The 26094-nt window shown below is 63.1% G+C and carries 27 protein-coding genes, 1 tRNA gene and 2 pseudogenes; 10 read left to right on the top strand and 20 right to left on the bottom strand.

What is annotated here, in order from left to right:
- Positions 1-209 precede the first annotated feature (209 nt).
- Positions 210-455: a GlsB/YeaQ/YmgE family stress response membrane protein gene (locus QUV25_RS13000; protein WP_300864542.1), complete on the top strand. Its 246-nt coding sequence runs from the start codon at positions 210-212 to the stop codon at positions 453-455.
- Between the two features lie 59 nt (positions 456-514).
- Here the strand turns inward: QUV25_RS13000 and QUV25_RS12995 are convergent.
- The 6 genes from QUV25_RS12995 to tolB form a co-directional block, all read right to left on the bottom strand.
- A tRNA-Lys gene (locus QUV25_RS12995) sits at positions 515-590 on the bottom strand.
- Positions 591-629: 39 nt separating this feature from the next.
- Positions 630-1457, bottom strand: a complete 828-nt coding sequence (locus QUV25_RS12990; protein ID WP_300864540.1) for a tRNA threonylcarbamoyladenosine dehydratase — start codon at positions 1455-1457, stop codon at positions 630-632.
- Positions 1454-2566 carry a YeeE/YedE family protein gene (locus QUV25_RS12985; protein WP_300864538.1) on the bottom strand — a complete coding sequence of 371 codons (1113 nt, stop codon included), beginning with the start codon at positions 2564-2566 and terminating at the stop codon, positions 1454-1456. Before QUV25_RS12985 ends, QUV25_RS12990 begins: the two co-directional genes overlap by 4 nt.
- 49 nt (positions 2567-2615) lie before the next feature.
- Positions 2616-3410: a tol-pal system protein YbgF gene (gene ybgF, locus QUV25_RS12980; protein WP_300864535.1), complete on the bottom strand. Its 795-nt coding sequence runs from the start codon at positions 3408-3410 to the stop codon at positions 2616-2618.
- Positions 3411-3415: 5 nt separating this feature from the next.
- A complete protein-coding gene (gene pal / locus QUV25_RS12975) occupies positions 3416-3940 on the bottom strand; it encodes a peptidoglycan-associated lipoprotein Pal (RefSeq protein WP_300864827.1) in 525 nt (174 codons plus the stop codon).
- Between the two features lie 129 nt (positions 3941-4069).
- Entirely contained in the window at positions 4070-5386 is a 1317-nt protein-coding gene (tolB, locus tag QUV25_RS12970; protein ID WP_300864533.1) for a Tol-Pal system beta propeller repeat protein TolB, read from the bottom strand.
- Between the two features lie 187 nt (positions 5387-5573).
- On the opposite strand from tolB, the gene msbA reads away from it, so the two are divergent.
- Positions 5574-7379 carry a lipid A export permease/ATP-binding protein MsbA gene (gene msbA, locus QUV25_RS12965; RefSeq protein ID WP_366945670.1) on the top strand — a complete coding sequence of 602 codons (1806 nt, stop codon included), beginning with the start codon at positions 5574-5576 and terminating at the stop codon, positions 7377-7379.
- Positions 7380-7569: 190 nt separating this feature from the next.
- Here msbA and QUV25_RS12960 read toward each other — a convergent pair whose 3' ends face one another.
- The 8 genes from QUV25_RS12960 to QUV25_RS12925 form a co-directional block, all read right to left on the bottom strand.
- Positions 7570-9123: an Rne/Rng family ribonuclease gene (locus QUV25_RS12960; protein ID WP_300864531.1), complete on the bottom strand. Its 1554-nt coding sequence runs from the start codon at positions 9121-9123 to the stop codon at positions 7570-7572.
- Between the two features lie 40 nt (positions 9124-9163).
- Positions 9164-9787 carry a nucleoside triphosphate pyrophosphatase gene (locus QUV25_RS12955; RefSeq protein WP_300864529.1) on the bottom strand — a complete coding sequence of 208 codons (624 nt, stop codon included), beginning with the start codon at positions 9785-9787 and terminating at the stop codon, positions 9164-9166.
- A 45-nt stretch (positions 9788-9832) separates the two neighbouring features.
- Positions 9833-10300, bottom strand: coding sequence for a 23S rRNA (pseudouridine(1915)-N(3))-methyltransferase RlmH (rlmH, locus tag QUV25_RS12950; protein WP_300864527.1), 468 nt, complete (start codon positions 10298-10300; stop codon positions 9833-9835).
- Positions 10297-11049, bottom strand: coding sequence for a ribosome silencing factor (gene rsfS, locus QUV25_RS12945; RefSeq protein ID WP_300864524.1), 753 nt, complete (start codon positions 11047-11049; stop codon positions 10297-10299). Before rsfS ends, rlmH begins: the two co-directional genes overlap by 4 nt.
- Positions 11046-11699 (bottom strand): nicotinate (nicotinamide) nucleotide adenylyltransferase, encoded by a 654-nt coding sequence (gene nadD / locus QUV25_RS12940; protein WP_300864522.1) that lies wholly within the window; start codon positions 11697-11699, stop codon positions 11046-11048. Before nadD ends, rsfS begins: the two co-directional genes overlap by 4 nt.
- Positions 11696-12613, bottom strand: coding sequence for an oxygen-dependent coproporphyrinogen oxidase (gene hemF / locus QUV25_RS12935; protein ID WP_300864520.1), 918 nt, complete (start codon positions 12611-12613; stop codon positions 11696-11698). Before hemF ends, nadD begins: the two co-directional genes overlap by 4 nt.
- A gap of 49 nt (positions 12614-12662) precedes the next feature.
- A complete protein-coding gene (gene purD / locus QUV25_RS12930) occupies positions 12663-13940 on the bottom strand; it encodes a phosphoribosylamine--glycine ligase (RefSeq protein WP_300864519.1) in 1278 nt (425 codons plus the stop codon).
- Positions 13941-14073: 133 nt separating this feature from the next.
- Positions 14074-14793 carry a YebC/PmpR family DNA-binding transcriptional regulator gene (locus QUV25_RS12925; RefSeq protein ID WP_300864517.1) on the bottom strand — a complete coding sequence of 240 codons (720 nt, stop codon included), beginning with the start codon at positions 14791-14793 and terminating at the stop codon, positions 14074-14076.
- A gap of 86 nt (positions 14794-14879) precedes the next feature.
- Between QUV25_RS12925 and QUV25_RS12920 the strand changes: the two genes are divergently transcribed.
- Together QUV25_RS12920 and QUV25_RS12915 are read left to right on the top strand one after the other, a co-directional pair.
- Positions 14880-16421, top strand: coding sequence for a helicase HerA-like C-terminal domain-containing protein (locus QUV25_RS12920; protein WP_300864515.1), 1542 nt, complete (start codon positions 14880-14882; stop codon positions 16419-16421).
- Between the two features lie 14 nt (positions 16422-16435).
- A complete protein-coding gene (locus QUV25_RS12915; RefSeq protein ID WP_300864512.1) occupies positions 16436-16927 on the top strand; it encodes a DUF1499 domain-containing protein in 492 nt (163 codons plus the stop codon).
- Positions 16928-17020: 93 nt separating this feature from the next.
- On the opposite strand, the gene clpA is transcribed toward QUV25_RS12915, so the two are convergent.
- From clpA to QUV25_RS18265, 3 genes are all read right to left on the bottom strand, one after another.
- A complete protein-coding gene (clpA, locus tag QUV25_RS12910) occupies positions 17021-19366 on the bottom strand; it encodes an ATP-dependent Clp protease ATP-binding subunit ClpA (protein WP_300864509.1) in 2346 nt (781 codons plus the stop codon).
- 92 nt (positions 19367-19458) lie between these two features.
- The gene (gene clpS, locus QUV25_RS12905; protein WP_300864508.1) at positions 19459-19815 is read right to left on the bottom strand and encodes an ATP-dependent Clp protease adapter ClpS; all 357 of its coding nucleotides are present in this window, start codon (positions 19813-19815) and stop codon (positions 19459-19461) included.
- A 546-nt stretch (positions 19816-20361) separates the two neighbouring features.
- Positions 20362-20670, bottom strand: coding sequence for a hypothetical protein (locus QUV25_RS18265; RefSeq protein ID WP_366945669.1), 309 nt, complete (start codon positions 20668-20670; stop codon positions 20362-20364).
- Positions 20671-20715: 45 nt separating this feature from the next.
- Between QUV25_RS18265 and QUV25_RS12895 the strand changes: the two are divergent.
- A pseudogene (locus tag QUV25_RS12895) lies at positions 20716-21116 on the top strand (transposase); the annotation flags it as partial.
- Positions 21117-21158: 42 nt separating this feature from the next.
- On the opposite strand, the gene QUV25_RS12890 reads toward QUV25_RS12895, so the two are convergent.
- A complete protein-coding gene (locus QUV25_RS12890) occupies positions 21159-21569 on the bottom strand; it encodes a carboxymuconolactone decarboxylase family protein (protein ID WP_300864505.1) in 411 nt (136 codons plus the stop codon).
- A gap of 170 nt (positions 21570-21739) precedes the next feature.
- Positions 21740-21871: pseudogene (locus QUV25_RS12885) on the bottom strand (IS630 family transposase); the annotation flags it as partial.
- 222 nt (positions 21872-22093) lie between these two features.
- On the opposite strand from QUV25_RS12885, the gene QUV25_RS12880 reads away from it, so the two are divergent.
- From QUV25_RS12880 to QUV25_RS12865, 4 genes are all read left to right on the top strand, one after another.
- Positions 22094-23026 (top strand): LysR substrate-binding domain-containing protein, encoded by a 933-nt coding sequence (locus tag QUV25_RS12880; RefSeq protein WP_300864503.1) that lies wholly within the window; start codon positions 22094-22096, stop codon positions 23024-23026.
- A 58-nt stretch (positions 23027-23084) separates the two neighbouring features.
- The gene (locus tag QUV25_RS12875) at positions 23085-24236 is read left to right on the top strand and encodes an ABC transporter substrate-binding protein (RefSeq protein WP_300864502.1); all 1152 of its coding nucleotides are present in this window, start codon (positions 23085-23087) and stop codon (positions 24234-24236) included.
- 62 nt (positions 24237-24298) lie between these two features.
- Complete coding sequence (locus QUV25_RS12870) at positions 24299-24511, top strand: hypothetical protein (RefSeq protein ID WP_300864500.1); 213 nt, start codon at positions 24299-24301, stop codon at positions 24509-24511.
- Positions 24512-24529: 18 nt separating this feature from the next.
- The gene (locus QUV25_RS12865; RefSeq protein ID WP_300864498.1) at positions 24530-24691 is read left to right on the top strand and encodes a hypothetical protein; all 162 of its coding nucleotides are present in this window, start codon (positions 24530-24532) and stop codon (positions 24689-24691) included.
- 71 nt (positions 24692-24762) lie between these two features.
- On the opposite strand, the gene QUV25_RS12860 is transcribed toward QUV25_RS12865, so the two are convergent.
- Positions 24763-25779, bottom strand: coding sequence for a LysR family transcriptional regulator (locus tag QUV25_RS12860; RefSeq protein WP_300864496.1), 1017 nt, complete (start codon positions 25777-25779; stop codon positions 24763-24765).
- On the opposite strand from QUV25_RS12860, the gene QUV25_RS12855 reads away from it, so the two are divergent.
- Positions 25778-26080, top strand: a complete 303-nt coding sequence (locus QUV25_RS12855; protein WP_300864494.1) for a YdhR family protein — start codon at positions 25778-25780, stop codon at positions 26078-26080. The genes QUV25_RS12860 and QUV25_RS12855 overlap by 2 nt on opposite strands.
- Positions 26081-26094: the final 14 nt, after the last annotated feature.

Below are 26094 nucleotides of genomic sequence, written 5' to 3'. Positions count from 1 at the left end.
AACAAGGTCAGCACTGCGTGGCCACCACGCCGAGCTGCGTGAACCTGGCGCGCTGCTGAAACAACCACTCGGTGTGATCCTTCGCACCTGGACTTGCCTGCCAGGCTCACCGTTCACACCACAGACTGCCTGACCCGGTAAAGTCGACGCATGCGCCACTGCCCAGCGCAACGCGTCGTTAACCCCACATCAGAAAGGCCTGCGTCACTATGTCGATCATCTTCACCGTCATCATCGGCTTGATCGCCGGCTTCGTGGCACGCGCCATCAAACCGGGAGACGACGGCATGGGCTGGATCATGACCGCTGTGCTCGGCGTGGCCGGGTCATTTGTGGCGAGCTACGGCGGCGCCGCGCTGGGTCTGTATGCCCCCGGTCAACCGGCTGGTTTCATCGCCTCGGTGATCGGCGCCATCGTCCTGCTGGTGATCTACGGCCTGGTGAAAAAGAAATAAGTCCACCTGCCACGCAAACAAGAAAGCCCTGATCTTGCGATCAGGGCTTCGTGTTTTTTTGGTGGGACGTGCGGGGGTCGAACCCACGACAAACGGATTAAAAGTCCGCTGCTCTACCAACTGAGCTAACGTCCCACTCGGTTCCGCAGTTCGCTTGTGGCTTGCTGCGAAGCCTCAAATTATAGCGTCTTTTTTGAGGGCTTTTGAAGCCTGATTCGCACTTGCTGCGACCTGGTTGGCCAGACGGTTGAGCACCCAGCCCGCCGCGCAAAAACCAAACGTTGCGGTCACGCTCACCACCGAGCCATAGCCGTGGCAATTGAGCGAGCCGTCGCCTCCTGTTTCGTTGATCCCACAGGACGCATCGGGCGGAGCCACCGCCTCTCGGCTGAAGACGCAGGCCAAGCCCATGCGGCCTTGTCGCGCACCGCCATGGTGTTTGCGCAAGCGGTAGCGCAGCGCGGCCAGCAGCGGGTCGTGCGTGGTCTCGGCCAGGTCAGCCACCTCCGCTGCCTGCGCCAGCCGCTTGCCACCGGCTGCACCCACCGTGACCATGGGTACTCCCTGCTTCTTGGCCCAGGCCGCCATCACGGTTTTGGCCTGTACCTGATCGCAGGCATCGATCAGCGCTGAGAGTGGCGCATCGGGGGCCAAGCCGTTCACCAGTTGAGGCCAGTTGTGCGGCGTCACGAACTCGTCGATGACATCCACCACACAATCCGGGTGGAACAGGGCGATGCGCTCGCGCATGGCGTCGCCCTTGGCCTGACCCAGCGTGAATTCGGTTGCATGGATCTGCCGGTTGATATTGGATTCGGACACGTGGTCCAGGTCGATCAGGGTCAGGCGCTTCACCCCGCTGCGGGCCAAGGCCTCGGCCGCCCACGAACCCACGCCGCCGATGCCCACCACCACCACGTGAGCATCAAAAACAGCCTGCGCGCCGGCCACGCCGTAGAGGCGCCGCAAGCCGCCAAACCGGCGCTCAAATAGGTCGCTCACTCGCGTTCCAGCAACCACATCTGGAAGCGGAACCCCAGCACCGCGCCAGCCGCGATACCAGCCACGGCAATCACGCTGGTGAGGCTGAGCGTGGAGAGGCCTGATAGACCTTGTCCCACGGTGCAGCCGAGCGCGGTCACACCCCCCACGCCCATGCAGGCTGCGCCCAGCAGGTGCAGCGCGGTGTCCTGGGTGCTGCGAAAACCTTCCCAGCGGAAGCTGCGCTCCAGCAAGGCCTGCGCACAGGCGCCGACGACCACACCCATCACCGTCACCACACCCACGGTCAGCAGCTTGGAGGTGTCGCTGAACAGGATCAACCAGTCCAACGTATAGGCCATGGGCGCTGTGAAGGTGAGCGACTCCATGCGCCCAGTGTTGGTGGCCAGGTAGACCGATTCCAAGGTTTCCGGATGCTCAGCAACATAGCCCAAGTGGCCACTGACCCACCACATGGCCGCGATGACAATGCCCAGCCCGAGGCCGGCGAACAGGTTGTTGAAGCTGCGGAAATCGCGCTCGGCCAGGGCCCAAATTACCAGCGCGCCGCCTACCACCAGTGCCGCCAGCAGACCCGCCAAGCCGGCCTCCATGCCGAATCCTGCCGCGATCCAGTCAGGCAAGGCGCCGCCGGCGGGGATTTCGAATGCCACCTGGTCCACCGTATTTACTCTCAAAACGGCGAACACGCCACGCAAGGTGGCGAATGCGAAAAAACCCATGACAAAAAACACCACCAGCGATTTCAGGCTGCCGGCGCCGATGCGCACCAGTGTCTTGCTGCCACAGCCCGAGGCCAGCACCATGCCAAAACCAAACAGCAGGCCGCCCACGATGGCGGAGAGCCAGATGATGCGACTGGAGGTGTAAATCGTCTTGTCGGCGTCAATCCAGCCCAGCCAGGCCATGCCATAGAAGCCGATGCTGGCCACGCCAACGGCCATCCCCCACATGCGCATGCGGGTCCACGAGCCCATATTGACCACATCGCTGACGGCACCCATGGTGCAGAAATGGGTTCGCTGGGCGATGAAACCGAAGGCCAGTGACACCACGAACGCGGCCCACAACACCTGGGCATAAAGGGCTTGGAGGTCGGCGATTTGCATGGCCGACATTGTAGGAGCAGGCCAGGAGCCCTACTCCCGGCCGGCGCACTCAGCGCAGGCGCGCGAGCCGTTCCTTGCCGGCGGCGGCGGCTTCGGACTGCGGGTGATCCTTCACCAGCTGGTCCAGTGTGCGGCGGGCGCCCTTCGTGTCCTTGAGTTCGACCTGGCTGTTGGCCATGGCCAGCAAGGCCTCTGGCGTGCGAACGTGGTTCGGAAACTGGGTGACCAGTCGCCGATGCGTTTCCAGCGCCGCGCCGTAGGCCCGCGTGGCGTACTGGGCATTGCCAAGCCAGTACAGCGCCGACGGCGTGTAGCCGCTTTGCGGGTAGCGGCGCAAAAAGGCGGCATAAGCGTCGATGGTCCCGGCAAACTCGGATCTGCGAAGTTGCTCCAGCGCCGCGTCGAACTCGCGCTTCTCTGCCGGGGCGGCTGTGAAGCTCACCTCATCGTGAGTGATCTTGATCGGTTCGACCTGGCGCAAGCGCTCATCGAGGCCTGTCTGCACATCTTTTTGCTGGCGCTGCAGTTCAGACACTTCACGCGCCAGCTGCTCGTTGAGCCCACGCAGACGGGCCATTTCGGCACGCAGCTGTTCGATCTGGTTGGACAGCTCCAGCAGGCTGCGGCGGGTGGTGGCGTCGTTGTCCTGCCTGGTGGTCTCCAGCGCCTGACGGGCCGCTTCGGCGGCCTGCTGATTGGCATCGACCTTCTGGCGCAGTTCAATGATGGCCTTGCGAGCCTCGTCGTCGCCGAACAGGGCGTGGGCCTGCAGCGGCCAGGCCAGGGCCAGCGCAAGTGGGGCAAAAGGCAGCAGTCGATGCATAGCAGGCAAAGTCAGGCGCATGGTGTTCAACGGTAGGTCAGTTCGACGCGGCGGTTTTTGGCGAATGAGGCCTCATCCAAGCCCGTCATGGCGGGCTTTTCTTCACCGAAGCTCACCGCCTCCATCTGGTTGTCGCTCACGCCCAGCAGTCCCAGCGCACGCCGCACCGCCTCGGCTCGCTTCTGGCCCAGCGCCAGGTTGTACTCGCGTCCGCCACGTTCGTCGGTATGGCCTTCCAGCGCTACGCGGCGGCTGGTGTTGGCGTTCAGGTAACGGGCATTGGCCTCCAGGCTCGCCGCAAACTCGGGCCGGATCACAAAGCTGTCGTAGTCGAAGTACACGAGGCGCTCGAGTGAAGCGGGCTGGGCCGAGGCGTTGGAGCCGACCTCAACGCCAGTCACTGCGCCTGCGCCCGCACCTCCGGCGGTACCGCCAGCAGCCGATCCCGATTGCAGGGGACTCACCGCCGTGCCGCTGCGATCCTGAACCGGCACCTCGTCCAGCTTGACGTTGGATCCGCAGGCGGCGAGCAGCAAGACGCAAGCGCCCATGCCGAGGCTGGTGAGCAATCGGCGAGCAGTCCCAGGGTTCACAGGATGGTTGAGGCAGTCATTGGCAGTCATGGTAGTTCCTTGGGTAACTTGAGGTGAGGTCAATGGCGGAAGGATGGCCTGGCCGGCTCAGCGGAGAAAGGGGCCCCATTCAGGCTCCCGGATATCACCCTGAGCGCCTGCCAGGCGGGATTTGATGCGGCCGTCTACGCTGGTGGTCATGAGGGCCTCCTGGCCCTTGTCGCGTGTGGCGTAAATGATCATGCGGCTGTTGGGCGCAAAGCTCGGGCTCTCGTCGGCGCTGGTCTCGCTGATGGCGGTGGCCTTGCCGCTGGCCAGTTCCAGCACGTGCAGGCGAAAGGCGCCATTGACGCGAGAAATGAACGCTAGCCAGCGACCATCGGGACTGGCAGAGGGCGAGATGTTGTAGTTGCCGTTGAAGGTCAGCCGCCTGGCGTTGCCGCCGCCTGCATCCATCTGGTAGATCTGCGGTGATCCACCGCGATCACTGACAAAGAAGATGCTTTTGCCGTCGGCGCTGAAGACCGGCTCGGTGTCGATGCTGGAAGTCTGCGTCAGGCGCTTGGGGTCGCCGCCGTTGGCATCCATCAGGTAAATCTGGGCATTGCCCGATAGCGACAAGGTGGCGACCAACTGGCGGCCGTCCGGCGACCAGGCGGGAGCGCTGTTGGAGCCCTTGAAATTCGCCAGCAGGCGACGCCGCCCGGTCGCCACGTCGTGGGCATAAATCACCGGCTTGCGCGCTTCAAAGGACACATACGCCAGCTGCGCACCATTGGGCGCCCAGTTGGGCGAAATGATGGGCTCGGGGCTGCTGAGGGCTGAGCGGGCTCCTTCGCCATCGGCATCGGCCACCCAGAGCGTGTGGCGCGATCCGGCCTTGGTCACGTAGGCGATGCGGGTGGAAAACACACCCTTCTCGCCCGTCAGTTTTTCGAACACGTAGTCCGAGATGCGGTGCGCGGCGAGACGCAGCGCTTGCGGGCCTACCGGGTAGCTCAAACCACCCAGGTCCTGGCCACGAACCACATCCCAAAGCCGAAACCGGACGTCAAAGCGGCCGTCAGCGAGCCGCATGACGCTGCCAGTGACGAGCGAGTCGGCGCCCCTGTCGCGCCAGGGTGCAAGGTCCGGACGCGAGGTCTCGTCGAGAACGCCCGGCGCAGGGTTCACAAAACGGAACTGGCCACTGCGCTCGAGATCGGCCCGCACGATGGCGGCGATGTCTTCACTGGCGGCGTCGTTGCCGCGAAACGCGACCACAGAAAACGGGAACTGCGTGAGGCCGACGCCGGACACTTCAACACGGAACTGGGCTGCGGCCTCGCGCAGCGGCCAGGCCAAGAAGGGAATCGCGGCCGCAGCACTCAGCAGGTGGCGGCGTCGCGTGGGTGCCCAAGGGTTCAAACGGGTCAAATCGAGCATCCTTTGTCTTGAAAGTACAGGGTGTCACAGAGCGCCCTGACTGGCGCCTCAAAACTGCAACCGATAATAACGGAGGGGTTTTGGCCCCCAGTGACAAGATGTGTGTTGCGCCAGCGCTTGCCCACTGCCATGACCCACGGAGCGCCAGAATGTTCCCCGTCCCTCGAACTTTGCGAAACATCCGCCCTTGAATCAGTCTGATACCGACACCGTCCTGCCCGTGGATTCGGTGCGAAAGCGCCTGTTGCGCATCTGGCCGTATTTCAGCGCGGCGCGCGGTGGCATTGCGCTGGCGGCGGTGGCCACGCTGGCTGGCGCCCTCACGGAGCCGATGATTCCGGCGCTGCTCAAGGCCCTGCTCGACCGGGGATTCACCGAGGGCGCCATCGCCTTGTGGATGGTGCCGGTGGCGCTGATCGGGCTGTTTGGACTGCGCGGTATTGCGGTTTTCATCGCCCAGTACGCGCTGGCGCACACCGCCAGCCTGGGCGTACTGAACCTGCGCCGGGCCATGATGGCCAAGCTGGGCCAGGCAGAGCTTTCGCTGTTCGTCCAGCAAAGTGCCAGCAAACTCTCCAATACCCTGGTCTACGAGGTGCAGACCGGCTCAGGCATGTTGGTGGGTGCTTTCCTCACTCTGGCCAAGAGCAGCCTCACGGTGCTGGCGTTGCTGGGCTATTTGCTGTACCTCAACTGGAAACTCACGCTGATCGTGCTGCTGCTCTTCCCGCCTCTGGTGCTTGTGATGCGGGTGCTTTCGCGCCGCCTCTACAAGCTCACCAAGAACAGCCAGAGCGCCACCGACGAGCTGGCTTACGTGGTGGAGGAGAACGCGCTGGCGCACCGCATGGTGCGGCTGCATGGTGCCCAGGCTCGACAGGCTCAGCGTTTTGACGGTCTGAGCCTGCAGTTGCGCCGGCTGGCACTGAAATCCACAGTGGCACAGGCTGCGATGACTCCGTTGACCCAGATTCTGGCAGCCACTGCGCTCTCGGCTGTGATCACCACGGCGCTGTGGCAGAGCAGCAGCAGCGGCGTCACGGTGGGCAATTTTGTGGCCTTTGTAACCGCCATGCTGATGCTGATCACGCCGATCCGCCAGCTGGCCGAGATCGCCGGCCCGATCACGCGCGGCCTGACCGCGCTGGAGCGAGGTCTGGCCTTGATTGAGGGCACGCCCGACCAGATCAGCGGCACGCACCGAACCGACCGCGCCGAGGGTCGGCTGGAGCTCGAAGGCGTGTGGGTGCGCTACCCCCGGCGGGAGAGCGAAGGCGGCCTGGCCGCCGACACCGAAGCTCCAGCCGCGCTGCGCGGCGTGAGTCTGGCGGTGGCGCCCGGTGAGGTGGTGGCCTTTGTCGGCCCCTCGGGATCGGGCAAGACCACGCTGGTCAACCTGCTGCCGCGCTTTGTCGAACTCGAACATGGCCGCGTACTGCTCGACGGCGTGCCCCTGACCTCGTGGGATCTGGTCAGCCTGCGCAGCCAGTTCGCAATGGTTACCCAGGACGTGGTCATGCTCAACGACAGTCTGGCGGCCAACGTGGCCCTGGGCGCCAGTTCCAACGAGATCGACGAGCTGCGGGTGCATGCCGCGCTCAGGTCAGCCAACCTCACCGAGTTGATTGACCGCCTGCCGCAAGGCATCCACACCACGGTAGGGCACAACGCAGCCGAGCTCTCGGGAGGCCAGCGCCAGCGCCTGGCGATCGCCCGCGCCATCTACAAAGATGCACCCATCCTCATCCTCGACGAAGCGACTTCGGCACTCGACAACGAATCCGAACGCCTGGTACAGGACGCACTCGCCAAGCTTATGAAGGGCCGAACCACCCTCGTGATCGCCCACCGCCTGTCCACCATCGAACATGCCGACCGTGTTGTGGTACTGGCCGACGGCCAAATCGTCGAGCAAGGCAGCCACAGCGACCTCGTGGCTGCTGACGGCCTGTACGCGCGGCTGCATGCCCAGGGCATGTCGCCTCAGGCCTGATCTACCCAGGTTCAAGCCACGGCTCTTCACAGCGCGCGTGACTCGGTTCGATCCCGCTCAAGGACAGGTCCGAGGGCGGGCGGTTGACGGGCAGACGGGCTTGGCCTCCGCACACTCCGTGGAAGCGGCTTAGCCGGGCCACTGGCGTGCTCTGCCTGACGGGGAAGATATGCAGCGGCTTAGGGGAAAGTCACAGCAGCACGATGTCGTACTGTTCCTGCGTCATGGCGCTGTCCGCCTGGAGCGAGATCGGCTTGCCAACAAAATCCGACAAGCCAGCCAGGTGCTGGCTTTCTTCATCCAAAAACAGCTCGACCACCTGTGGTGAGGCGATCACACGGAACTCTCGCGGGTTGAAGGCGCGCGCTTCGCGCAGGATCTCGCGCAAGATGTCGTAGCACAGGCTGCGCGCGGTCTTCACCAAGCCCCGGCCGTTGCATGCAGCACACGGTTCGCTGAGCAGCTGGGCGAGCGATTCGCGGGTGCGCTTGCGCGTCATCTCCACCAGCCCGAGTTGGGAAAAGCCGCCCGTCATGGTCTTGACGCGGTCGCGCGCAAGCTGTTTGCGGAACTCGGACAGCACCGCCTCGCAATGGTCCTCGCGCACCATGTCGATGAAATCCACGATGACGATTCCACCCAGATTGCGCAGTCGCAGCTGGCGGGCGATCGCCTGCGCCGCTTCGAGATTGGTGCGGAAAACGGTATCGTCGAAGTTGCGTGCACCGACAAAGCCACCTGTGTTCACGTCGACCGTGGTCAGCGCCTCGGTCTGGTCGATCACCAGGTAGCCACCGGATTTCAGATCGACGCGCCGGCTGAGCGCCCGCACGATGTCTTCGTCGACGTTGAACAGATCAAAGATGGGGCGCTCTCCCGTGTAGTGCTGGATCTTCTCCACCGTGTCTGGCATGAATTCAGCTGCGAAGCTTCGCATCAGCCCATGTTGTTCGCGCGAGTCGATGCGGATGCTCTGCGTCTCGCTGCCCACCAGATCGCGCAGTACACGCTGCATGAGGTTCAGATCTTCATGCAGCATGGTCGGTGGCGGGTGGCGGGTGGCCGCTTCCTTGATGCGTTGCCAGGTCTTGCGCAGGTAGGCGATGTCATCCGACAGCTCGTCGTCGCTTGCGTCTTCGGCATTGGTGCGCAGGATGAAGCCACCCGGAGCGCCGCCACCTGGAGGTACAGCCAACGCGGCCACGCGTTGGCGCAGCGCCTCGCGCTGGGCGGGCGGGATCTTCTGTGACACGCCGATGTGGTTGTCTTGCGGCAGAAACACCAGCAGCCGCCCAGCGATACTGATCTGGGCAGTGAGGCGCGCACCTTTGCTTCCAATCGGGTCTTTCAGCACCTGCACCATCAGTGCCTGACCCTCAAAAATCTGCCGCTCTATGGGTAACACCGGGTCCGGTGGCAAGACACGAGGGTTGCCGCCCTGGGTAGGCAAGGTGTCGACCACCGGCTGGGCTGGTACGGTCTCGCGCACACGCGGCGCGGCGTGCTTGGCGTTGATACTGGGCATGAGATCGGCCACGTGCAGGAACGCTGCGCGGTCCAACCCGATGTCGATGAAGGCCGACTGCATCCCGGGCAGCACCCTGGACACCTTGCCCAGGTAGACATTGCCCACCAGTCCCCGCTCCAGCGTGCGCTCCAGGTGCACTTCCTGCACCGCGCCCTGCTCCACCACCGCTACCCGCGTTTCCTGCGGTGCCCAATTGATCAGAATTTCCTGGCTCATTGTGTGGCGTCTCGCATCGTGTGGTGGTGGGGGCGTAGGCTCAAAACAGGGGCAGGCCGGCGGCGGCCAGCACCTGCGCCGTCTCGCTCGCAGGCAGGCCCATGATGCCCGAGTAGCTGCCAACCATGCGAGGTGCCCAGAGCGCCGCCTGGCCTTGGATGGCGTAGGCACCTGCCTTGCCCATGGGTTCTCCGCTGGCCACGTAGCGCCGAATCTGCGCAGCGCTCAGCGGGTCGAATCTGACCCGCGACACCGACAGCGCCATCCAGCTGCGGGTGCGCCGCCCCACCAGCTTGCCTACCGCCACCGCGGTCAGTACGCGGTGTTCACGGCCCGACAGCTCGGTCAACATGGCGCGCGCGTCGGCCGCGTCCTTCGGCTTGCCCAGGATGCGCCGACCCAGCGCTACCGTGGTGTCGGCACACAACACGGGTGCTGGTGCCAGTCCGCGGCGCCGCAGGCGCAACTGCGCTGCCTGCAGCTTGAGCGCGGTGACCCGCTGTACATAGGTCGCCGGCGCCTCGCCGGGTGAGACGTCTTCAAGCGATTCCACGTCTTCGTCAGCGTCTGGCAGCAGCAGCTCGCAGCGAACGCCCCACTGCTCCAGCAACTGCAAGCGCCGCGGACTTTGGGACGCGAGGTACACCATGGGGCTGGGCGTCATGAATCGAAATCCACTGCAGTGATCCCGGTGGACAAATCCATCGCTTCACTCCCGGTGATAAGGATGACCTGCATTGATCGACCAGGCGCGGTAGAGCTGCTCGACCAGCAACACACGGGCCAGTGCGTGCGGCAGGGTCAGGTCGGACAAGCGGATGCGCTGGTGCGCGGCTGCTCGAAATCCAGGCTCCAGCCCATCGGGGCCGCCGATCACCAGCGCCACATCGATCGCGTCCAGCTGCCAGCCTCGCAATTGCTCGGCCAGCGCCAGCGTGGTGAGTGGTGTGCCGCGCTCGTCAAGCACGACCACGCGGCACCCGCGGGGCAACGCCGCCTGAATGCGATCACGCTCGGCACACAGCAAGGTCTCCAGCGTTTTGGAGCCGCGGGTTTCGGTCCTGACGGTCTTGATCTCGACCCGAAATTCGGGCGGAAATCGCTTGGCGTAGTCGTCGTAGGCACTCTGAGCCCAGTCGGGCATCCGCTGCCCGACCGCGACGATCAGCAGCCTCATGCCTTCTTGCGGGCGGGCGCCTTGGTTGCCCCGGTCTTCCTGGTGACTGGCTTCGCGCTGGCCTTGGCACCGGGTTTCGCCGCCTTGGCCTTGATCACGACCGTCTTCACGGCCGGTTTGGCCGACGTCTTGACCGGTGGCTTGCTCGCTGTCTTGGCTGCTGTTTTGGCGGGTGTCTTGCGCACCGCCGACTTGCCTGCTACCGGCTTGACCGGGGCCGCTTTCCTGGCGGGCGCCTTCTGGGCTGCCACGGCGGTGGCCTTGGCCTGCTGGCGCACCACCGTTTTGGCGGACACAGGTGCCGCGGGCGCCGGGCTGCCTTTCTTGGCAGCGGCCTTCTTTTTCGCCACCGGTTTGGCGGTCGGCTGCACGGGCTTGGGTGCCCCGTGTTTCATGCGCACCGGTTTGCCACCCCAGATCTCTTCCAGGCGGTAGTACTGGCGGATCACGGGCTGCATCACGTGCGCCACGGCGGCGCCACAGTCCACGATGATCCATTCCCCGTTGTCTTCGCCCTCAATGCGGGGCTTGTCGAAGCCCGCCTCGCGCACCGCATCGCGAACACTGGCGGCCAGCGCCTTGGTCTGTCGGTTCGAGGTGCCGCTGGCGATGATGACGCGTTCGAAAAGCGGCGAAAGGGATTCGGTGTCGAACACCACGATGTCTTGTCCCTTGACGTCCTCAAGGCCATCGATGATGGCCCGCTGGAGTTTCTGGACGTCTTTCTTGGCGGTGGTTTCGCTGCTCATGTAGGGTCTTGGTAGAGGTGATGTTGATCAATATAGCTTGCGACGGTCTCGGGCACCAGAACGTCCAGCGGTCCGTGGCGGCTCGCAGGCTGCCCGATGCGGGCTCGCACCGCGGTAGCGCTGATGTTCTTGAGCGGCATGGACAGCCGTTCAAACGGCAGGCGAACGCCCGACAAGTCCATTTCCTGCATCTGTTCCAGCGGCGCATCGGCACCGATGTGGGTGGCGCGGTTGGCCACGGCCAGCGTAGCCTGTTGCAACACGTCTTGCCAGCGCACCCAGCTTTCGAAGGCCAGCAGCTGGTCGGCGCCGAGGACCAGGTACAACTTGGCACCTGGGTACTCGGCAGCGAGCTCGCCCAGGGTATCGGCTGTGTAGCTCGGACCGGCGCGATGCATCTCGCGGGTGTCGATCAGGGTGCGGGGCAGATCGCCAAAGGCCAGGCGGCACATTTCAACGCGGTGTTCGGCAGGCGACAGCACCCTCGCCTTGTGCCATGCCTGGCCGGTGGGCATGATGTGCAGCACGTCCAGACGCAGTTGGGTCAAGGCCACCTCGGCCAGCGACCGGTGAGCCCAATGCGGCGGGTCAAAAGCGCCGCCAAACATGCCCACGCGCTGGACAGCCGAGCCCGCAGGCAAATCGCTCATTCGAGCCAGTCCTTGCGCACCAGAAACTCTTTGTAGAGGCGGTCTTCGGGCGTGCCGCTCTGGCTGCGTCGCTGATACGACCAGCTCACCAGCGGCGGCATGGACAGCAGGATGGACTCGCTGCGCCCACCCGACTGCAGGCCAAAGTGGGTACCCCTGTCCCACACCAGGTTGAACTCGACATAGCGGCCTCGCCGGTAGAGCTGGAAATTTCGCTCGCGCTCGCCATAGGGCATGTGCTGACGCCGGTCGACGATGGGCAGGTAGGCATCCAGGAACGCATCGCCCACCGAGCGCATCATGGCAAAGTTGCCGTCAAAGCCGAACTCGGCAAAGTCGTCGTAAAAAACGCCACCGATGCCGCGCTGTTCGTCGCGGTGCTTGAGGTAAAAATACTCGTCGCACCAGCGCTTGAAGCGCGGGTATTTGTCGACTCCAAACGGATCCAGCGCCGACTTGCAGGTGCGGTGGAAATGCACCGCGTCTTCCTCTTGCCCGTAGTAAGGCGTGAGGTCCATGCCTCCGCCGAACCAGCAAACCGCCGGGCTGTTGACTGGCTTTGCTGCGATCATGCGCACGTTCATGTGCACCGTCGGCACATGCGGATTGCGTGGGTGGAAAACCAATGAGACCCCCATGGCCTCGAACGGTGCGCCGGAGAGTTCGGGTCGGTGCTGTGTGGCAGACGGCGGCAGGCGAGGACCAGTCACGTGCGAAAAGCCGACACCCGCCCGCTCGAACACCGTCCCGCCCTCCAGGATCTGGGTGATGCCGCTGCCCTGCAACATCTCGCCGGCCGGCTTTTTCCAGCGATCGACCACGAACTCACCACCGTCGACCACTGAGACGGTCGAGGTGATGCGGTCCTGAAGACCGGTTAGGTATTGGCGAACATGCAGAGTAGAAGCGCTCATGGTCAATCGAAAAGAGGTTGTGCCGGGGCGGTGGATCGAGCTGGCAGCGTCAGAGCGCACGATAGCCGATGTCGCGCCGGAACTGCGCGCCATCGAAACGGATGCCATCCAGAGCGGCATAGGCTTGTGTCCGGGCATCGGCCACGGTACCGGCCAGCGCCGTCACGCACAGAACCCGCCCCCCCGAGACGACCACTTGCCCTTGGGCGTCCTGCGCGGTACCCGCATGGAACACCATGGTGTCGGCGGCGTCGGGCGGCAGGCCGGTGATCACGTCGCCCTTGCGCGGCTCCAGCGGGTAGCCCGCCGCAGCCATCACCACACCCAGCGCCACGCGCGTATCCCATTGCAGTTGCACCCGATCCAGTTCGGTGCGCGTGGCCGCCAGCAGCACCTGCGCCAGGTTGCTTTGCAGGCGCATCAGGATGGGTTGCGTCTCCGGGTCGCCCATGCGGGCGTTGAATTCCAGCGTCTTCACGCGCCCCTCGGGCGTGATCATCAGGCCGGCGTAGAGGAAGCCGGTGAACGGGTTGCCGTCGGCCGACATGCCACGCAGCGTGGGCAAGATCACCTCGTCCATGGCACGCTGGTGCACGGCAGGCGTTACCACCGGGGCTGGCGAGTAGGCGCCCATGCCGCCCGTGTTGGGGCCCTGGTCGGCGTCCTGCAGGCGCTTATGGTCCTGGCTGGTGGCCAGCGGCAAGGCGTTCACGCCATCACACAGCACGATGAAGCTGGCCTCTTCGCCCTCGAGGAACTCCTCGATCACCACGCGCGCGCCGCCTGCGTTGTGCGTCACGCCCAGTTTGTTGTCCACCAGCATGAAGTCGATCGCATCGTGTGCCTCTGCGAGTGTCATCGCCACGACCACGCCTTTGCCAGCTGCCAGTCCGTCGGCCTTGACCACGATGGGCGCCCCCTGCGCATTCACATAGGCGTGGGCCTGCGCCGGATCGGTGAAGGCCTGGTAGGCCGCGGTGGGAATGCTGTGACGCTGCATGAAGGCCTTGGAGAAGGCCTTGGAGCTCTCCAGTTGCGCTGCAGCCTGGGTGGGGCCGAAGATGGCCAGACCATGGGCTCGGAATTCATCCACCACGCCAGCAGCAAGCGGCGCCTCAGGCCCCACCACCGTCAAGCCAACGCCGTTGGCATGTGCCCATTCGCGCAAGGCCATCTTGTCGGTCATCGGCAGATTGACCAGATCTGGGTCGCGCGCTGTACCGGCATTGCCCGGCGCCACAAACACCTGGCTAACGCCCTCGGACTGCTTGAGCTTCCAAGCCAGCGCATGCTCACGGCCACCGCCGCCAATCACCAGAACTTTCAAAACAAACTCCAAATCTCAACAAACAACATCCTCGGGGTGCAAGACTGCGCCAAGGCCGCCGCGGAACCGGCTTTGCCGGGCCGCCAGCAGCACCCCTTGAGGCGGTGACGCGCGCAACGCGCCGCGGGGTGGGTCACAGTTCAGCGTTGTGGAAGACTTCCTGCACATCGTCCAGGTCTTCCAGCGCGTCGAGCAGCTTTTGCATGCGCTCGGCGTCCTCGCCCGCGAGTTCGACGGTGTTCTCGGGCCGCATCGTGACCTCGGCCAGCTCCGGTTTCAAGCCACCTGCTTCCAGGGCTTCCTTGACTTTCTCGAAGTCTGGCGCGCTGGTCAGCACCTCGATGGCTCCGTCGTCACCGGTGATCACGTCCTCGGCACCCGCCTCCAGCGCAAGCTCCATCACCCGATCCTCCGAGGTACCAGGCGCAAAAATGAGCTGGCCGCAATGCTTGAACTGGAACGATACCGAGCCGTCCGTACCCAGGTTCCCGCCGTGTTTGCTGAAGGCGTGGCGCACTTCGGCCACGGTGCGCACCTTGTTGTCGGTCATGGTGTCCACGATGATGGCCGCGCCGCCAATGCCGTAGCCCTCGTAGCGAATCTCCTCCAGCGCCTGGCCCTCCAGGTTGCCAGAAGCCTTGTCGACGTTGTACTTGATGCGGTCGGCTGGCATGTTGGCCGCCTTGGCTTTCTCGATCGCCAGCCGCAGGCGCGGGTTCATGGTGGGGTCGCCGCCACCAGCGCGCGCTGCCACCGTGATTTCACGGATCACTCGCGTCCAGATCTTTCCGCGTTTTTCGTCCTGCCGGCCCTTGCGGTGTTGAATATTGGCCCATTTGCTGTGTCCAGCCACGCGTGCATCCTTTGTTCTGACCAGAGTTTGGTGTAATCGGGTCAATTTTACGTTCACCCCCACCCCGCACCCGAAGGATGCCCGCCATGGCCGAACCGCTGCTCATCGCTCAGAACAAGACCACCCAGTGCCATCTCATGCCTGGTCTGGCCAACCGCCACGGGCTGGTGACTGGCGCCACCGGCACCGGCAAGACGGTCACCTTGCAAACGCTGGCCGAACAGTTCTCCAACATCGGCGTGCCAGTGTTCATGGCAGACGTCAAGGGCGACCTCACCGGCATCAGCCAGACCGGCAGCTTCGGCGAAAAAATCAGCGGCATCCTGAAGGACCGCGGCATCGCCCTGCCCCCGCCGCAGGCCTGCCCCACCACGCTGTGGGACGTGTTCGGCCAGCAGGGTCACCCGGTGCGCGCCACCGTGAGCGACATGGGGCCGTTGCTGCTGGCCCGCATGCTTGATCTGAACGACACGCAGGCTGGCGTTCTCAACCTGGTGTTCAAGATCGCCGACGACAACGGCCTGCTGCTGCTGGACATGAAAGACCTGCGCGCCATGCTGCAGCACGTGGGCGACAACGCCAAGCAGTTCACCACCGAGTACGGCAACATCAGCGCGGCCAGCGTGGGGGCCATTCAGCGCGGCCTCATGCAGATCGAGCAACAGGGAGGAGACCAGTTCTTCGGCGAGCCCATGCTCGACATCCAGGACTTCATGCAGACCGTGAGCGGCAAGGGTGTGATCAACATCCTGGCGGCCGACCGGCTGATGAACGCACCCCGGCTCTACGCGACCTTTTTGCTGTGGATGCTCTCCGAGCTGTTCGAACAGTTGCCCGAGATCGGCGACCCCGAGAAGCCCAAGCTGGTGTTCTTCTTCGACGAAGCCCACCTGCTGTTCAACGACGCCCCCAAGGTACTGATCGAGCGCATTGAACTCGTGGTGCGGCTGGTGCGATCGAAGGGCGTGGGCGTTTATTTCGTGACGCAGAACCCCCTGGACATTCCCGACAGCGTGCTGGGACAGCTGGGCAACCGGGTGCAGCACGCCCTGCGCGCCTTCACCCCGCGCGACCAGAAAGCGGTGAAGGCCACCGCCGAGACCATGCGGCCCAAGGCCGGGCTGGATATCGAAGCGGCCATCACCGAGCTGGCGGTGGGCGAAGCGCTGGTCAGCTTCCTGGATCCCAAAGGTCGGCCCACCGAAACCGAGCGTGTGTTTGTCCTGCCACCAGGCAGCCAGCTCGGCCCCATCACCCCTCAGCAGCGTCAGGCCTTGCTGCAAGGCTCGCTGGTCGCCGGCGTGTACGAAAAAACCGTGGACCGCGAAAGCGCCCACGAGATCCTGCGAGCCCACGTCGAAGCGCGAACCGCCGAAGCGCCTGCAGCGGCCGACGTGCCCAAGACACCCCGCGTCCCGGGCGCCAGCTCGACAGATACCGCCAAGGACACAGGCGGCATGGGCGGCATGATCAACGAAGCCCTGTTTGGCCGCACCGGGCCGCGCGGCGGCCAGTACGACGGCCTCGTCCAGACCATGGCCAAGACGGCGGCGCGCAGCGTGGCCAGTGGACTGGGACGCCAGCTGGTGCGCGGCATCCTGGGTGGCTTGCTGGGCGGCAAGCGCTGAATAGGACCTTGACCATGCTGTACAAGATTGCGCTGCTGCTCATCGTCGGTCTTCCCCTGATGTTGCTGGGGGCGGGCCAGTACGGCATTTTGAAAGGTCAGACGCCAGAAGACCTGGGCGTCACCGATGGCCGCCTCAAAGCTCCCTCACTGACCCGCAACAGCGTAAGCAGTCAGGCGTCGCGCTACCCTGACCATCCGCAGCGGGTGTATGCGCAAATCGAGCCGCTGCCGCTGAAGGCCGGCGGAGCGCTGGCTTCCATTTCGACCCTCACCCGTGTGCTCAACACGTTGCCGGGTGTAACGCTTGTGGAGCAGCGCCCAGACTACTTGCGCGTCGAGGCCCAGACCCGGTGGCTGAAGTTTGTGGACGATCTGGAGTTCTGGGTCGACCCTGCGCGCAGCGTGATCGAGATTCGCAGCGCGAGCCGGCTGGGGCGAGAAGACTTTGGCGCCAACCGCGCCCGCATGGAAACGATCCGCAGTGCTTACATGGCAGAGCCCTGACAGCAGCTGGCTGAAGTGAAGAGCAGCGTCAGCGACGGTCAGCCCATGCGAAAAAAATGCCCGCACAGCGGGCCTTTTTAGGAACAGGGTCGATCAGTCCGCCGCCGCCGCCGGTTCCTCGGTCGGTTTGGAACGGCCTTCCTTCTTGGGCAGGGGTTGGATGTCGAGCTTGACCTCGGAGATCTCCACGCCCTTGTCGTCCTTGTTGATCTCCATATCCACCGTGAGGCGCCCACCATCGGTAAGCTTGCCGAACAGCAACTCGTCGGCCAGCGCGCGGCGGATCGTGTCCTGAATCAGGCGCTGCATCGGGCGCGCGCCCATGAGCGGGTCGAAGCCCTTCTTGGCCAGGTGCTTGCGCAGCGCGTCGGTGAAGGTGACCTCGACCTTCTTCTCGGCCAGCTGACCTTCGAGCTGCAGCAGGAACTTGTCGACCACGCGCAGGATGATGTTCTCGTCCAGCGCCTTGAAGCTGACCATGGCGTCCAGCCGGTTGCGGAACTCGGGTGTGAACAGGCGCTTGATGTCGGCCATCTCGTCGCCCGACTCGCGCGGGTTGGTGAAGCCGATCGTCGCCTTGTTCATAGTCTCGGCGCCAGCGTTCGTCGTCATGATGACGATGACGTTGCGGAAGTCGGCCTTGCGTCCGTTGTTGTCGGTCAGCGTGCCGTGGTCCATGACCTGCAGCAGCACGTTGAAGATGTCCGGGTGCGCCTTCTCGATTTCGTCGAGCAGCAGCACGCAGTGCGGCTTCTTGGTGACCGCTTCGGTCAGCAAACCACCCTGGTCAAAGCCCACATAGCCCGGAGGCGCACCGATGAGACGGCTGACTGCGTGGCGCTCCATGTATTCCGACATGTCGAAGCGGATCAGGTCGATGCCCATGATGTAGGCCAGCTGCTTGGCGGCCTCGGTCTTGCCCACGCCCGTCGGGCCGCTGAACAGGAAAGCGCCGATAGGCTTGTCGGCCCGGCCGAGACCGGAGCGCGCCATCTTGACGCTGGCAGCCAGCACCTCAAGGGCCTTGTCTTGTCCGAACACAACGCTCTTGAGATCGCGCTCAAGCGTCTGCAGCTTGCCGCGGTCGTCGTTGGACACATTGGCCGGCGGAATGCGCGCGATCTTGGCCACGATTTCCTCAACCTCGGTTTTGCTGATGGTCTTCTTGCGCTTGGACACCGGCAGGATGCGCTGGGCGGCGCCCGCCTCGTCGATCACGTCGATGGCCTTGTCGGGCAAGTGACGGTCGTTGATGTACTTGGCGCTCAGCTCCGCCGCGGCCTGCAGTGCCGCCACGGCGTACTTCACGCCATGGTGCTCTTCAAAGCGCGATTTCAGGCCTTTGAGGATGTCCACCGTTTCCTGCACGGTGGGCTCGACCACATCGACCTTCTGGAAGCGGCGGCTCAGCGCAGCGTCCTTTTCAAAGATGCCGCGGTATTCGGTGAAGGTGGTGGCGCCAATGCACTTGAGCTGGCCGCTGGAGAGCGCAGGCTTAAGGAGGTTGGAAGCATCGAGGGTGCCACCCGAAGCCGCGCCCGCACCGATCAGGGTGTGGATCTCGTCAATAAACAACACCGCGTTGGGTTTGTCCTTGAGCGACTTGAGCACACCTTTGAGGCGTTGTTCAAAGTCGCCGCGGTACTTGGTGCCCGCCAGCAACGCGCCCATGTCCAGCGAATACACGTTGGAGTCGGCCAGAATTTCGGGCACATCGCCCTGGGTGATGCGCCAGGCCAGGCCTTCGGCGATGGCCGTCTTGCCGACACCGGCCTCGCCCACCAGCAGCGGGTTGTTTTTGCGGCGGCGGCACAGGATCTGGATCACCCGCTCAACCTCGTACTCGCGGCCGATCAGCGGATCGATCTTGCCGTCCTTGGCCATCTGATTGAGGTTCTGGGTGAACTGCTCCAGCGGCGAAGCCTTTTCGTTGGACTTGCCCTCAGCACCTTGCTCCTCATTTTCGGCCGCGCTCTCGGGCTTGGAGGCCTCGGGCGGATCGCTTTTGCGGATGCCATGAGCAATGAAATTCACCACGTCCAGCCGCGTCACGCCCTGCTGGTGCAGGTAGTACACAGCGTGAGAGTCCTTTTCACCAAAAATGGCGACCAGCACGTTGGCACCGGTGACTTCCTTCTTGCCATTGCCCGTGGACTGCACGTGCATGATGGCGCGCTGGATCACGCGCTGGAAACCCAGTGTGGGCTGCGTATCCACCTCGTCGGACCCCGCCACCTGAGGCGTGTTGTCCTTGATGAAATTGGTGAGCGACTTGCGCAAGTCGTCGACGTTGGCCGAGCAGGCGCGCAGCACCTCGGCGGCGCTGGGGTTGTCAAGCAGCGCGAGCAACAGGTGCTCGACGGTGATGAATTCGTGTCGCTGTTGCCGGGCCTCGACAAAGGCCATATGCAAGCTGACTTCAAGTTCCTGGGCAATCATGGACACTTCCTTTGGGCTGGGTGTGAGAGCTGACGCTGGGCCACGGGGTCTAGGTTATGGGAAAGAGTCCAACAAGTGGGGCAATTTTTCTTTTATTCAACTGGTTCACTCAAGCACTGCAACGGGTGACCGGCCTGGCGAGCCGCCTGGGTGACCTGGTCCACCTTGGTGGTGGCCACATCGCGGCTGTAGACACCGCAGATGCCTTTGCCTTCCAGGTGGATCTTGAGCATGATCTGGGTCGCTGTTTCGCGGTCCTTGCTGAAATATTCCTGGATCACATGAACGACGAACTCCATCGGCGTGAAATCGTCATTGAGCAGGACCACCTGGAACATCTGCGGTGGCTTGACGCGCTGGGTGCGCCGTTCGAGCACGACCGAGTCGTCGCTGCCGATGCTGGGGGGAGCCACCGGCTGGTTGGGCTTTTTGGGGATCTGAGACGCCATGAAAATGATTCTAGCGGTCCGCTCGGGTCCGCGCCCGAGAATGGACTTCCGCCTAGCTCCGAAACCGCGCAGGTGGTCCGGGCGACCCGGATGGAGCAAATGCAATTCATGGGCCATTGTGGCTCGCTCTCACAAAAGAAAACCGCCAAGGAAGCCAACTTCCTGGCGGTTTTTTCACGTTTCCCGCTCCCGGCGCGTGGGCGGCAGCGGGGTTGAAAATCACATGTTCGATCATCACTTCCCAATCGACGGGAGTGCCAGCAACGGCGCAAGATCGCCATTTTCAGTTCATCGACGTGGCCCCAGGCATGGCCCCGCCCCCCATCTTGCCGGTGGAAAGCTCACCAGAACGCCTCACACAATTGTCTCATCGAGGGGTAGTTCTCCCAGGTCGCTGCTGGATTCTGTGCCTATTCGATACCCCATCGCCCGGTATCCACGATAGCGCCTGTCCCCCATGCGCAGCAACGCAGGGTGCCCTGTATCGACGAAGTCGATGATCCGTACATCGGTCGTGCTGGCGTGCTGTCGATGCTGGCTCAAGCTTCAGCCGTCGCTCAGTGCCTCGGTTTCGTAAAAACTGTGGGCCGGTGGCGCCCTGACGGATAGCAGGCGCACATAGGCCGACCAAGGCTGCGGGAAGACCTGGGTCAAGGCGTGTAGCGCCCCTGATTTCCGATGCAGAGATTCGGAGATCGGTGCGGATGTCGACTCACCAGTCGCCTGTTCAACCTGGGAGGCTTCCAATATCGCAGACGGTGTCTGCGATATTTCCTTCGGCGGCCATGCCATATAGAAAAGGCGCATCTGTTCGAGATCGCGCTCGGAAAACCCTTGGCCAAAACGTCTCGCCAAATCGACCGAGAGCCGCTTCAGCAGGGCATGCCCGAAAACGGCGCGATCCTGGGCACGGCGGCGAATGTCAACGACATGGCGCAGACATATACGCTGGTTCGTGGAGAAGAAATCGATTCCTTTGCCGACGTGGGCTACCAGAGCGTGAGCAAGCGGGAAGATACCCAGGACATAGAAGTCAACTGGCAGGGGCCATGCGGCCGTGCAAGAGCCGAGTGCTTGACAAGAGCACGCCGATGGGCGCGATTCCGGAGCGACTGGAGCAGGTCAAGGCGCGTATCCGCGGCAAGGTCGAACACCCGTTCCGGGTGATCAAGCGCCAGTTCGGAGATGTGAAGGTTCGCTTCTGAGGACTGGCCAAGAACACGGCGCTACTGCACATGCTGTTTGCACTCTCCAACCTATGGATGGTGCGGCGAACCTTGTTGCAGGAGATAAGGGGATGAGTGCGCCTGCAAGCGGCCAGAGAGCCTCACCCTTAGGGGTACTCACTTCTTGGTGCTGAGATCGAAGACGGGGTCTAGGGTGACCTGCATACCGGTTGCCAAGTGATTGGTTTTTGCTGCCAGCGATATGATCGATAGGAGCTCAGCGTGTTGCGCATCGTTCATTCCCTTTGCACGTGCAGCCGCTGTGTGGGAGTGAACGCAGTAACCGCAGCCATTGGCCACCGACACTGCGATGTAGATCATTTCTTTCGTCAATGGGTCGAGAGCGGTCTCCGAGGCCATCAGGCGCTTGACCTCGGACCACGTGCTCTCCAATAAACTGGGATCGAACGCCAAAGCGCGCCACATGTTGTTGACGAAGTCCGTCCTTCTTGTGGCTCGGATATCGTCAAACACAGCTTTGACGCGCGGGTTGTCTTCGGGAGTGGATAGTTGAGGTGTCGATGCCATGGTTGTGCTCTGCTTGTTCGTCCTCACGTGACTCTATACGTCAGCGTAACAAAGCTGACGTGCGGGTGGTGAAGCGAATGCCGGTCTTGAGGGAGACGACTCTGCATTCTAAAGGCACGGATAGCGACAGATCTCTGGACGACTACCTATCGCTTCGGCCCCTTGAAGTTTCAACCGGCGGCATATTTGAACCTTGGGTCCTGGAAGTAGGTCATCACCCGCTCGGGTGACTTCTCTAGCATTGCCATATGCTCGTTGGCCGCATCGCGCAGCATGGCCTTGGTCCTGACCGGCAGGGGCGAAACAGTCCCTCGAACACGCGCTGACGGCTCCAAACTGCATCCCAAGAAAGGTCGCAAATCTACCGAAACTGCCCTGTAAGTGCCAATGCCGATTGGCGATGGTGGTATCGCAGGGTCAGCCCGGATAAGGAGGGCCAATCACGTCAGCTTCGATGCCTTTGTGCGTTGTCGGCATCGCAACTCAAGATATCTCGGGAGTGCGACTAGAAGTAAGCTTGCGAAATGGATCTGCGCCAGTTCAAGTACTTTCTGCGTATTGCTGAGTTGGGCAGCGTGTCGCGTGCCGCAGAGTCGTTGCATGTCGCGCAGTCGGCGCTAAGCCGACACGTGGCCAACATGGAGGCCGAGTTCGGTCAAGCTTTGCTGCTGCGTACCGGGCGCGGTGTCGCGCTGACGCCCGCTGGCGAAGAGCTTGCTCGCTACGCGCGAGCCATGCTGCGTCTAGGTGACGAAGCCAAGGCTGCGCTGGCGCAAACCGCTGACTCGCCCACCGGCACGCTGTCGGTGGGTTTCCCGCTGAGCCTGACACGGGCACTGTGCATCCCGCTGATCGAAAGAGCGCGCTCGCTTTACCCGCGACTGGCGCTGCAGTTGCACGACGAGATAAGCGGCGCCCTGGCCGACCGTCTGCGATCAGGACGACTTCAGGTGGCGCTGCTTTTCGAGGACGCTGGCCTGGACGGCCTGAGTTGGCAGCCGGTTTTCGAAGAGGAACTCTTCCTGGCGGTCAGTGCAAGGCACCCGCTGGCGCGTGAATCGAAGATCGATCTGGAATGGCTGGCCACGGTGCCGCTGGCCATACCCAGTGCACCGTTTGGCGTGCGGCCCATCGTTGAGCAGGCCTTGCGCAAGGCCGGTCTCGCTCCGAAGGTGCTGGTCGAGGCCAACTCTCTTACGGTGATGGCGCACGTGGCGCGAGCCGGGCTAGGCGGCGCTGTGCTGTCAGCATGCAGCGTAGCGGATGAAGTTGCTGCCGGAGACCTTGTGCTTTTGCCTTTGGCCGGCGCGCGTTTGGTCCGCCGAATCGTGGTGGCGATATCACCGGTCGAGCCTCAACTCACCGCGACCGGGTTGGTGTTCGACCTGATGGTGACACTGGCCCGAGAGCAAGCCGACCAAGGCCGGTGGCGCGGCTGCAAACCGCTGGCGCACTGAGGGTCAATTCCGGTCTCGGAAGATGCACAGACTGATTGACTGCAAAGAGGAGACACGTATGTTCAAGATGCTCGTCAGATGCGGGATTGCCGCGCTGCTTGCCGTGCTGGGCTCAGGTGCCACTGCACAGGACCCAAAGAAGCCGATATATGTAGGGCAGGTGTCACCTTTAACGGGGCCGGCGTCGTCGGTCGGCGTTCCATTGACCCGAGGTGCGTCCTTGTTGGTGCGTAAGGTCAATGCGAACGGCGGGATCAACGGCTCGACACTGAAGCTGCTGGACAAGGACGATGGCTTCGATCCCAAGCGCACGGTGGGTGCAGTTACCGAGTTGCTGGCCGACAAGGAAAGACCCATCGTCGCCCTGATCAACGTGGTTGGCTCGTCCCAGAACGGTGACCTGGTCAGTCAAGGTCTGCTCGCATCGAATGACCTCAACATTGTTGGCGCCTTTACAGGGTCCACCAGCGTTCGTGCGCTGAAGAGTCCCCATCTTTACTTCGTCCGGCCCGGGGTCGAGGACGAGGCCAATCACATCATTGCGCATTTCATAGCATTGGGCATTGACCGCGTGGCGCTGGTCCACCCGGAAGACACCTTTGGCCGCGACGCCTTGGCAAAGGTCACCCAAGCGCTCGCCTCCAGAAAGCTCACCTTGGTCGGAGCGGGAACCTATCAGCCTGCGACCACAGATGTGAAAGGTGCCGTTGCCACCATGCTTGAACGGAAGCCTCAGGCCATCGCCATCTTTGCCACGGGTGCAGCTGCTGCAAAGTTCATCACTTCCTACAGAGAGCAAGGTGGAGGCGCGATGCTGACCACCAGTTCATCGACCAGCGCGGACCACCTGCTCAAAGCCCTACCGAAAGAACTCTCGAGAGGTGTCGGAATCTTGCAGGTTGTTCCACCGACTTACAAGGTCGCCCTGCCCTTGGTCAGCGAGTATCTGGAAGCGTTGCGGGTGCACGGCGATCCTGGCTGGGCACCATCGGCTTATGGACTTGAAGGCTTCCTGGCGGCGAAGGTATTGATAGCTGCAATTCGCCGGGTGCCAGGAACCCCGACAAGGGCTTCCGTGTCATCAGCACTTGCAAGCCAGGGAACGCTGGACCTGGGTGGTATTCGGCTGGACTTCAGCAAGGCGCGACGCGAGGGCGCGCGGTACCTCGAGATCGGCGTGCTCTCATCTGACGGCAAACTGCGGAACTGAAACTGAGTGTCTTTGGCCGATGGAGATGTGGCGCGGCGCGCACATTCCACCTGCGCTGTCGCTTGCCTCGGCCCACGGTACACAAACCCGCCGGCTACACATCGGTTGCCCCTTACCTCACCGTGAGCGGCGCTCAGGGCACCATCGATTTCCTGATCAGGGTGTTTGATGCGCAGACGCTGCGCGTCATTCCAGGTGGCGACGGCAGGATTGCCCACGCAGAGATGCGCATCGACGACACGGTGACCATGCTCACGGATGCAGTGGAGGGGTGACCAGCCACCCCAAGCCACGTGCACATCTACGCCAACGATGTGGAGGCGGTCTTCGAGCGGGCTGTCGCTGCAGGAGCCACGATCATGAAGCAGCCTGTCCAGGAAAGCGATGCCGACAGGCACGGCGGTTTCACAGATGCGGGTGGCACCACGTGGTGGGTCAGTACTCAAGTTGATTGACGCCCAACAGCCAGTTGCAGCAGGTGGTCGGCGTGCTGGCGACCTCGACTACCGAGGGACAGTTGCAGACTTCATTGAGCCATTCCACTCGCCAGTTTCGGCACTACCCGGTGCAGAAAGGTGAGAAACGCTGCGGCATGCTCTGAAGCTGCCAGCGGCGACTTCCACACGGCCTCCATCTCGAGAAACAGTGGCGCACCATCTGCACCCACCAGCGGCCGCGCCTGCGCCCTGTTTCGAACGTGATGCTTCGGGATCACGGCGGTCCCCAGACCCAGTTCAACCCAATCCTCCAGCGCGCCATAACTCATGGCACGACCTGGGTAGGCGTCCACCTTCAGTTGGGCGTTTTCAAACAGGGTGCGCGTGGCGCTGGCCAGCCCGCAGAGATCCTCGGTGAACAGAAGCCGGTGTTGGCTGGTCGCCTCCAGTCCAATGGTGGCCATGGCGTTCGATTCAACCCCCTTGGAGCACACCATCAAGGGTTCCTGCATGAGTTTGAGTCGCTTGCGTGTTCGCAGGCGTCGAAAGCCGCTTCCAACGATCACATCCAGCTGACCTGCGTCCAGGCGGCGCTCGAGATCGACCACACCCGATTCAAAGAACAGCAAACGCACGTCAGCATGCTGGCGCCTGAACGGTTCGAGCAACAGCGCCACCCGCCCGGCGCCAGCCAATGGTGTGAAGCCGATCCGAAGTTCAGAGCGCGCCGTGGAGGCGAGATCCCGGGTCTCGGACTCCAGAGCTTCGACAGCGCCCAGGACCTGGGCGATCTTGGGCAGCAAGCGGGTGCCGGGAATCGAGAGTTCGAGCTGCCGCCCGCCCCGGACAAACAAAGGCGTGCCGAGTTCCGTTTCGAGCTCCGCAATGGACGAGGACACCGTCGGCTGCGAAACGCCGCACTCGCGGGCAGCGGCGCTGAAGGATTTCAGCCGGGCGGCGGCCTCTGCGTAGCGCAGGGATGTCAGGCTATACATACAGTTTTTACCTATGCGTTCATAGAAAGTATAGGCGTTGTCTTTACGGCCCTCAGTCTTTACCTTCGGTGCACCAGCATGTGCTGGCAGCCACCTCAAAGGAACGACCATGAGATACGCACAGATTTTTCGTTACGTCCTGACCCTCAACGAGACCGAGTACCAGGAACGCTGGCTGAAGCCTTATGCAGAGGCCATCGCCCAGGTCCCCGGGCTGATCCGCAAGACCTGGATGGCCGATTTCGACACGGGCACCTTTGCCAGTGTCTACATCTGGGAGGACAAGGCGTCCATGGATGCCTTCATGGCCTCGCCGGCCATCGCCAAGGTCGGTTCTGAGCCCTTCCTGAAGGAGTTGGAGATCACCGCGATCCCCGTGCACGAGGGCGCCTCGGTCATCACGCGGGGGTGAGAGCCAGCGGCAGG

The sequence above is a fragment of the Hydrogenophaga sp. genome (assembly GCF_030373245.1).
Lineage (GTDB): Bacteria > Pseudomonadota > Gammaproteobacteria > Burkholderiales > Burkholderiaceae_C > Hydrogenophaga.
Note: the sequence above shows the minus strand (reverse complement) of the source record. Positions and strands in the feature narration are given on the sequence as shown.

Excerpts from the sequence above, each read along its gene's own strand:
- QUV25_RS13000 (WP_300864542.1), top strand. The coding sequence starts at position 210 with ATGTCGATCATCTTCACCGTCATCATCGGCTTGATCGCCGGCTTCGTG.
- QUV25_RS12985 (WP_300864538.1), bottom strand. The coding sequence starts at position 2,566 with ATGCAAATCGCCGACCTCCAAGCCCTTTATGCCCAGGTGTTGTGGGCC.
- ybgF (WP_300864535.1), bottom strand. The coding sequence starts at position 3,410 with ATGCGCCTGACTTTGCCTGCTATGCATCGACTGCTGCCTTTTGCCCCA.
- pal (WP_300864827.1), bottom strand. The coding sequence starts at position 3,940 with ATGGGCGCTTGCGTCTTGCTGCTCGCCGCCTGCGGATCCAACGTCAAG.
- tolB (WP_300864533.1), bottom strand. The coding sequence starts at position 5,386 with ATGCTCGATTTGACCCGTTTGAACCCTTGGGCACCCACGCGACGCCGC.
- QUV25_RS12960 (WP_300864531.1), bottom strand. The coding sequence starts at position 9,123 with ATGAGCCAGGAAATTCTGATCAATTGGGCACCGCAGGAAACGCGGGTA.
- QUV25_RS12955 (WP_300864529.1), bottom strand. The coding sequence starts at position 9,787 with ATGACGCCCAGCCCCATGGTGTACCTCGCGTCCCAAAGTCCGCGGCGC.
- rlmH (WP_300864527.1), bottom strand. The coding sequence starts at position 10,300 with ATGAGGCTGCTGATCGTCGCGGTCGGGCAGCGGATGCCCGACTGGGCT.
- rsfS (WP_300864524.1), bottom strand. The coding sequence starts at position 11,049 with ATGAGCAGCGAAACCACCGCCAAGAAAGACGTCCAGAAACTCCAGCGG.
- nadD (WP_300864522.1), bottom strand. The coding sequence starts at position 11,699 with ATGAGCGATTTGCCTGCGGGCTCGGCTGTCCAGCGCGTGGGCATGTTT.
- hemF (WP_300864520.1), bottom strand. The coding sequence starts at position 12,613 with ATGAGCGCTTCTACTCTGCATGTTCGCCAATACCTAACCGGTCTTCAG.
- QUV25_RS12920 (WP_300864515.1), top strand. The coding sequence starts at position 14,880 with ATGGCCGAACCGCTGCTCATCGCTCAGAACAAGACCACCCAGTGCCAT.
- QUV25_RS12915 (WP_300864512.1), top strand. The coding sequence starts at position 16,436 with ATGCTGTACAAGATTGCGCTGCTGCTCATCGTCGGTCTTCCCCTGATG.
- clpA (WP_300864509.1), bottom strand. The coding sequence starts at position 19,366 with ATGATTGCCCAGGAACTTGAAGTCAGCTTGCATATGGCCTTTGTCGAG.
- clpS (WP_300864508.1), bottom strand. The coding sequence starts at position 19,815 with ATGGCGTCTCAGATCCCCAAAAAGCCCAACCAGCCGGTGGCTCCCCCC.
- QUV25_RS12890 (WP_300864505.1), bottom strand. The coding sequence starts at position 21,569 with ATGGCATCGACACCTCAACTATCCACTCCCGAAGACAACCCGCGCGTC.
- QUV25_RS12880 (WP_300864503.1), top strand. The coding sequence starts at position 22,094 with ATGGATCTGCGCCAGTTCAAGTACTTTCTGCGTATTGCTGAGTTGGGC.
- QUV25_RS12875 (WP_300864502.1), top strand. The coding sequence starts at position 23,085 with ATGTTCAAGATGCTCGTCAGATGCGGGATTGCCGCGCTGCTTGCCGTG.
- QUV25_RS12855 (WP_300864494.1), top strand. The coding sequence starts at position 25,778 with ATGAGATACGCACAGATTTTTCGTTACGTCCTGACCCTCAACGAGACC.
- QUV25_RS12860 (WP_300864496.1), bottom strand. The coding sequence starts at position 25,779 with ATGGTCGTTCCTTTGAGGTGGCTGCCAGCACATGCTGGTGCACCGAAG.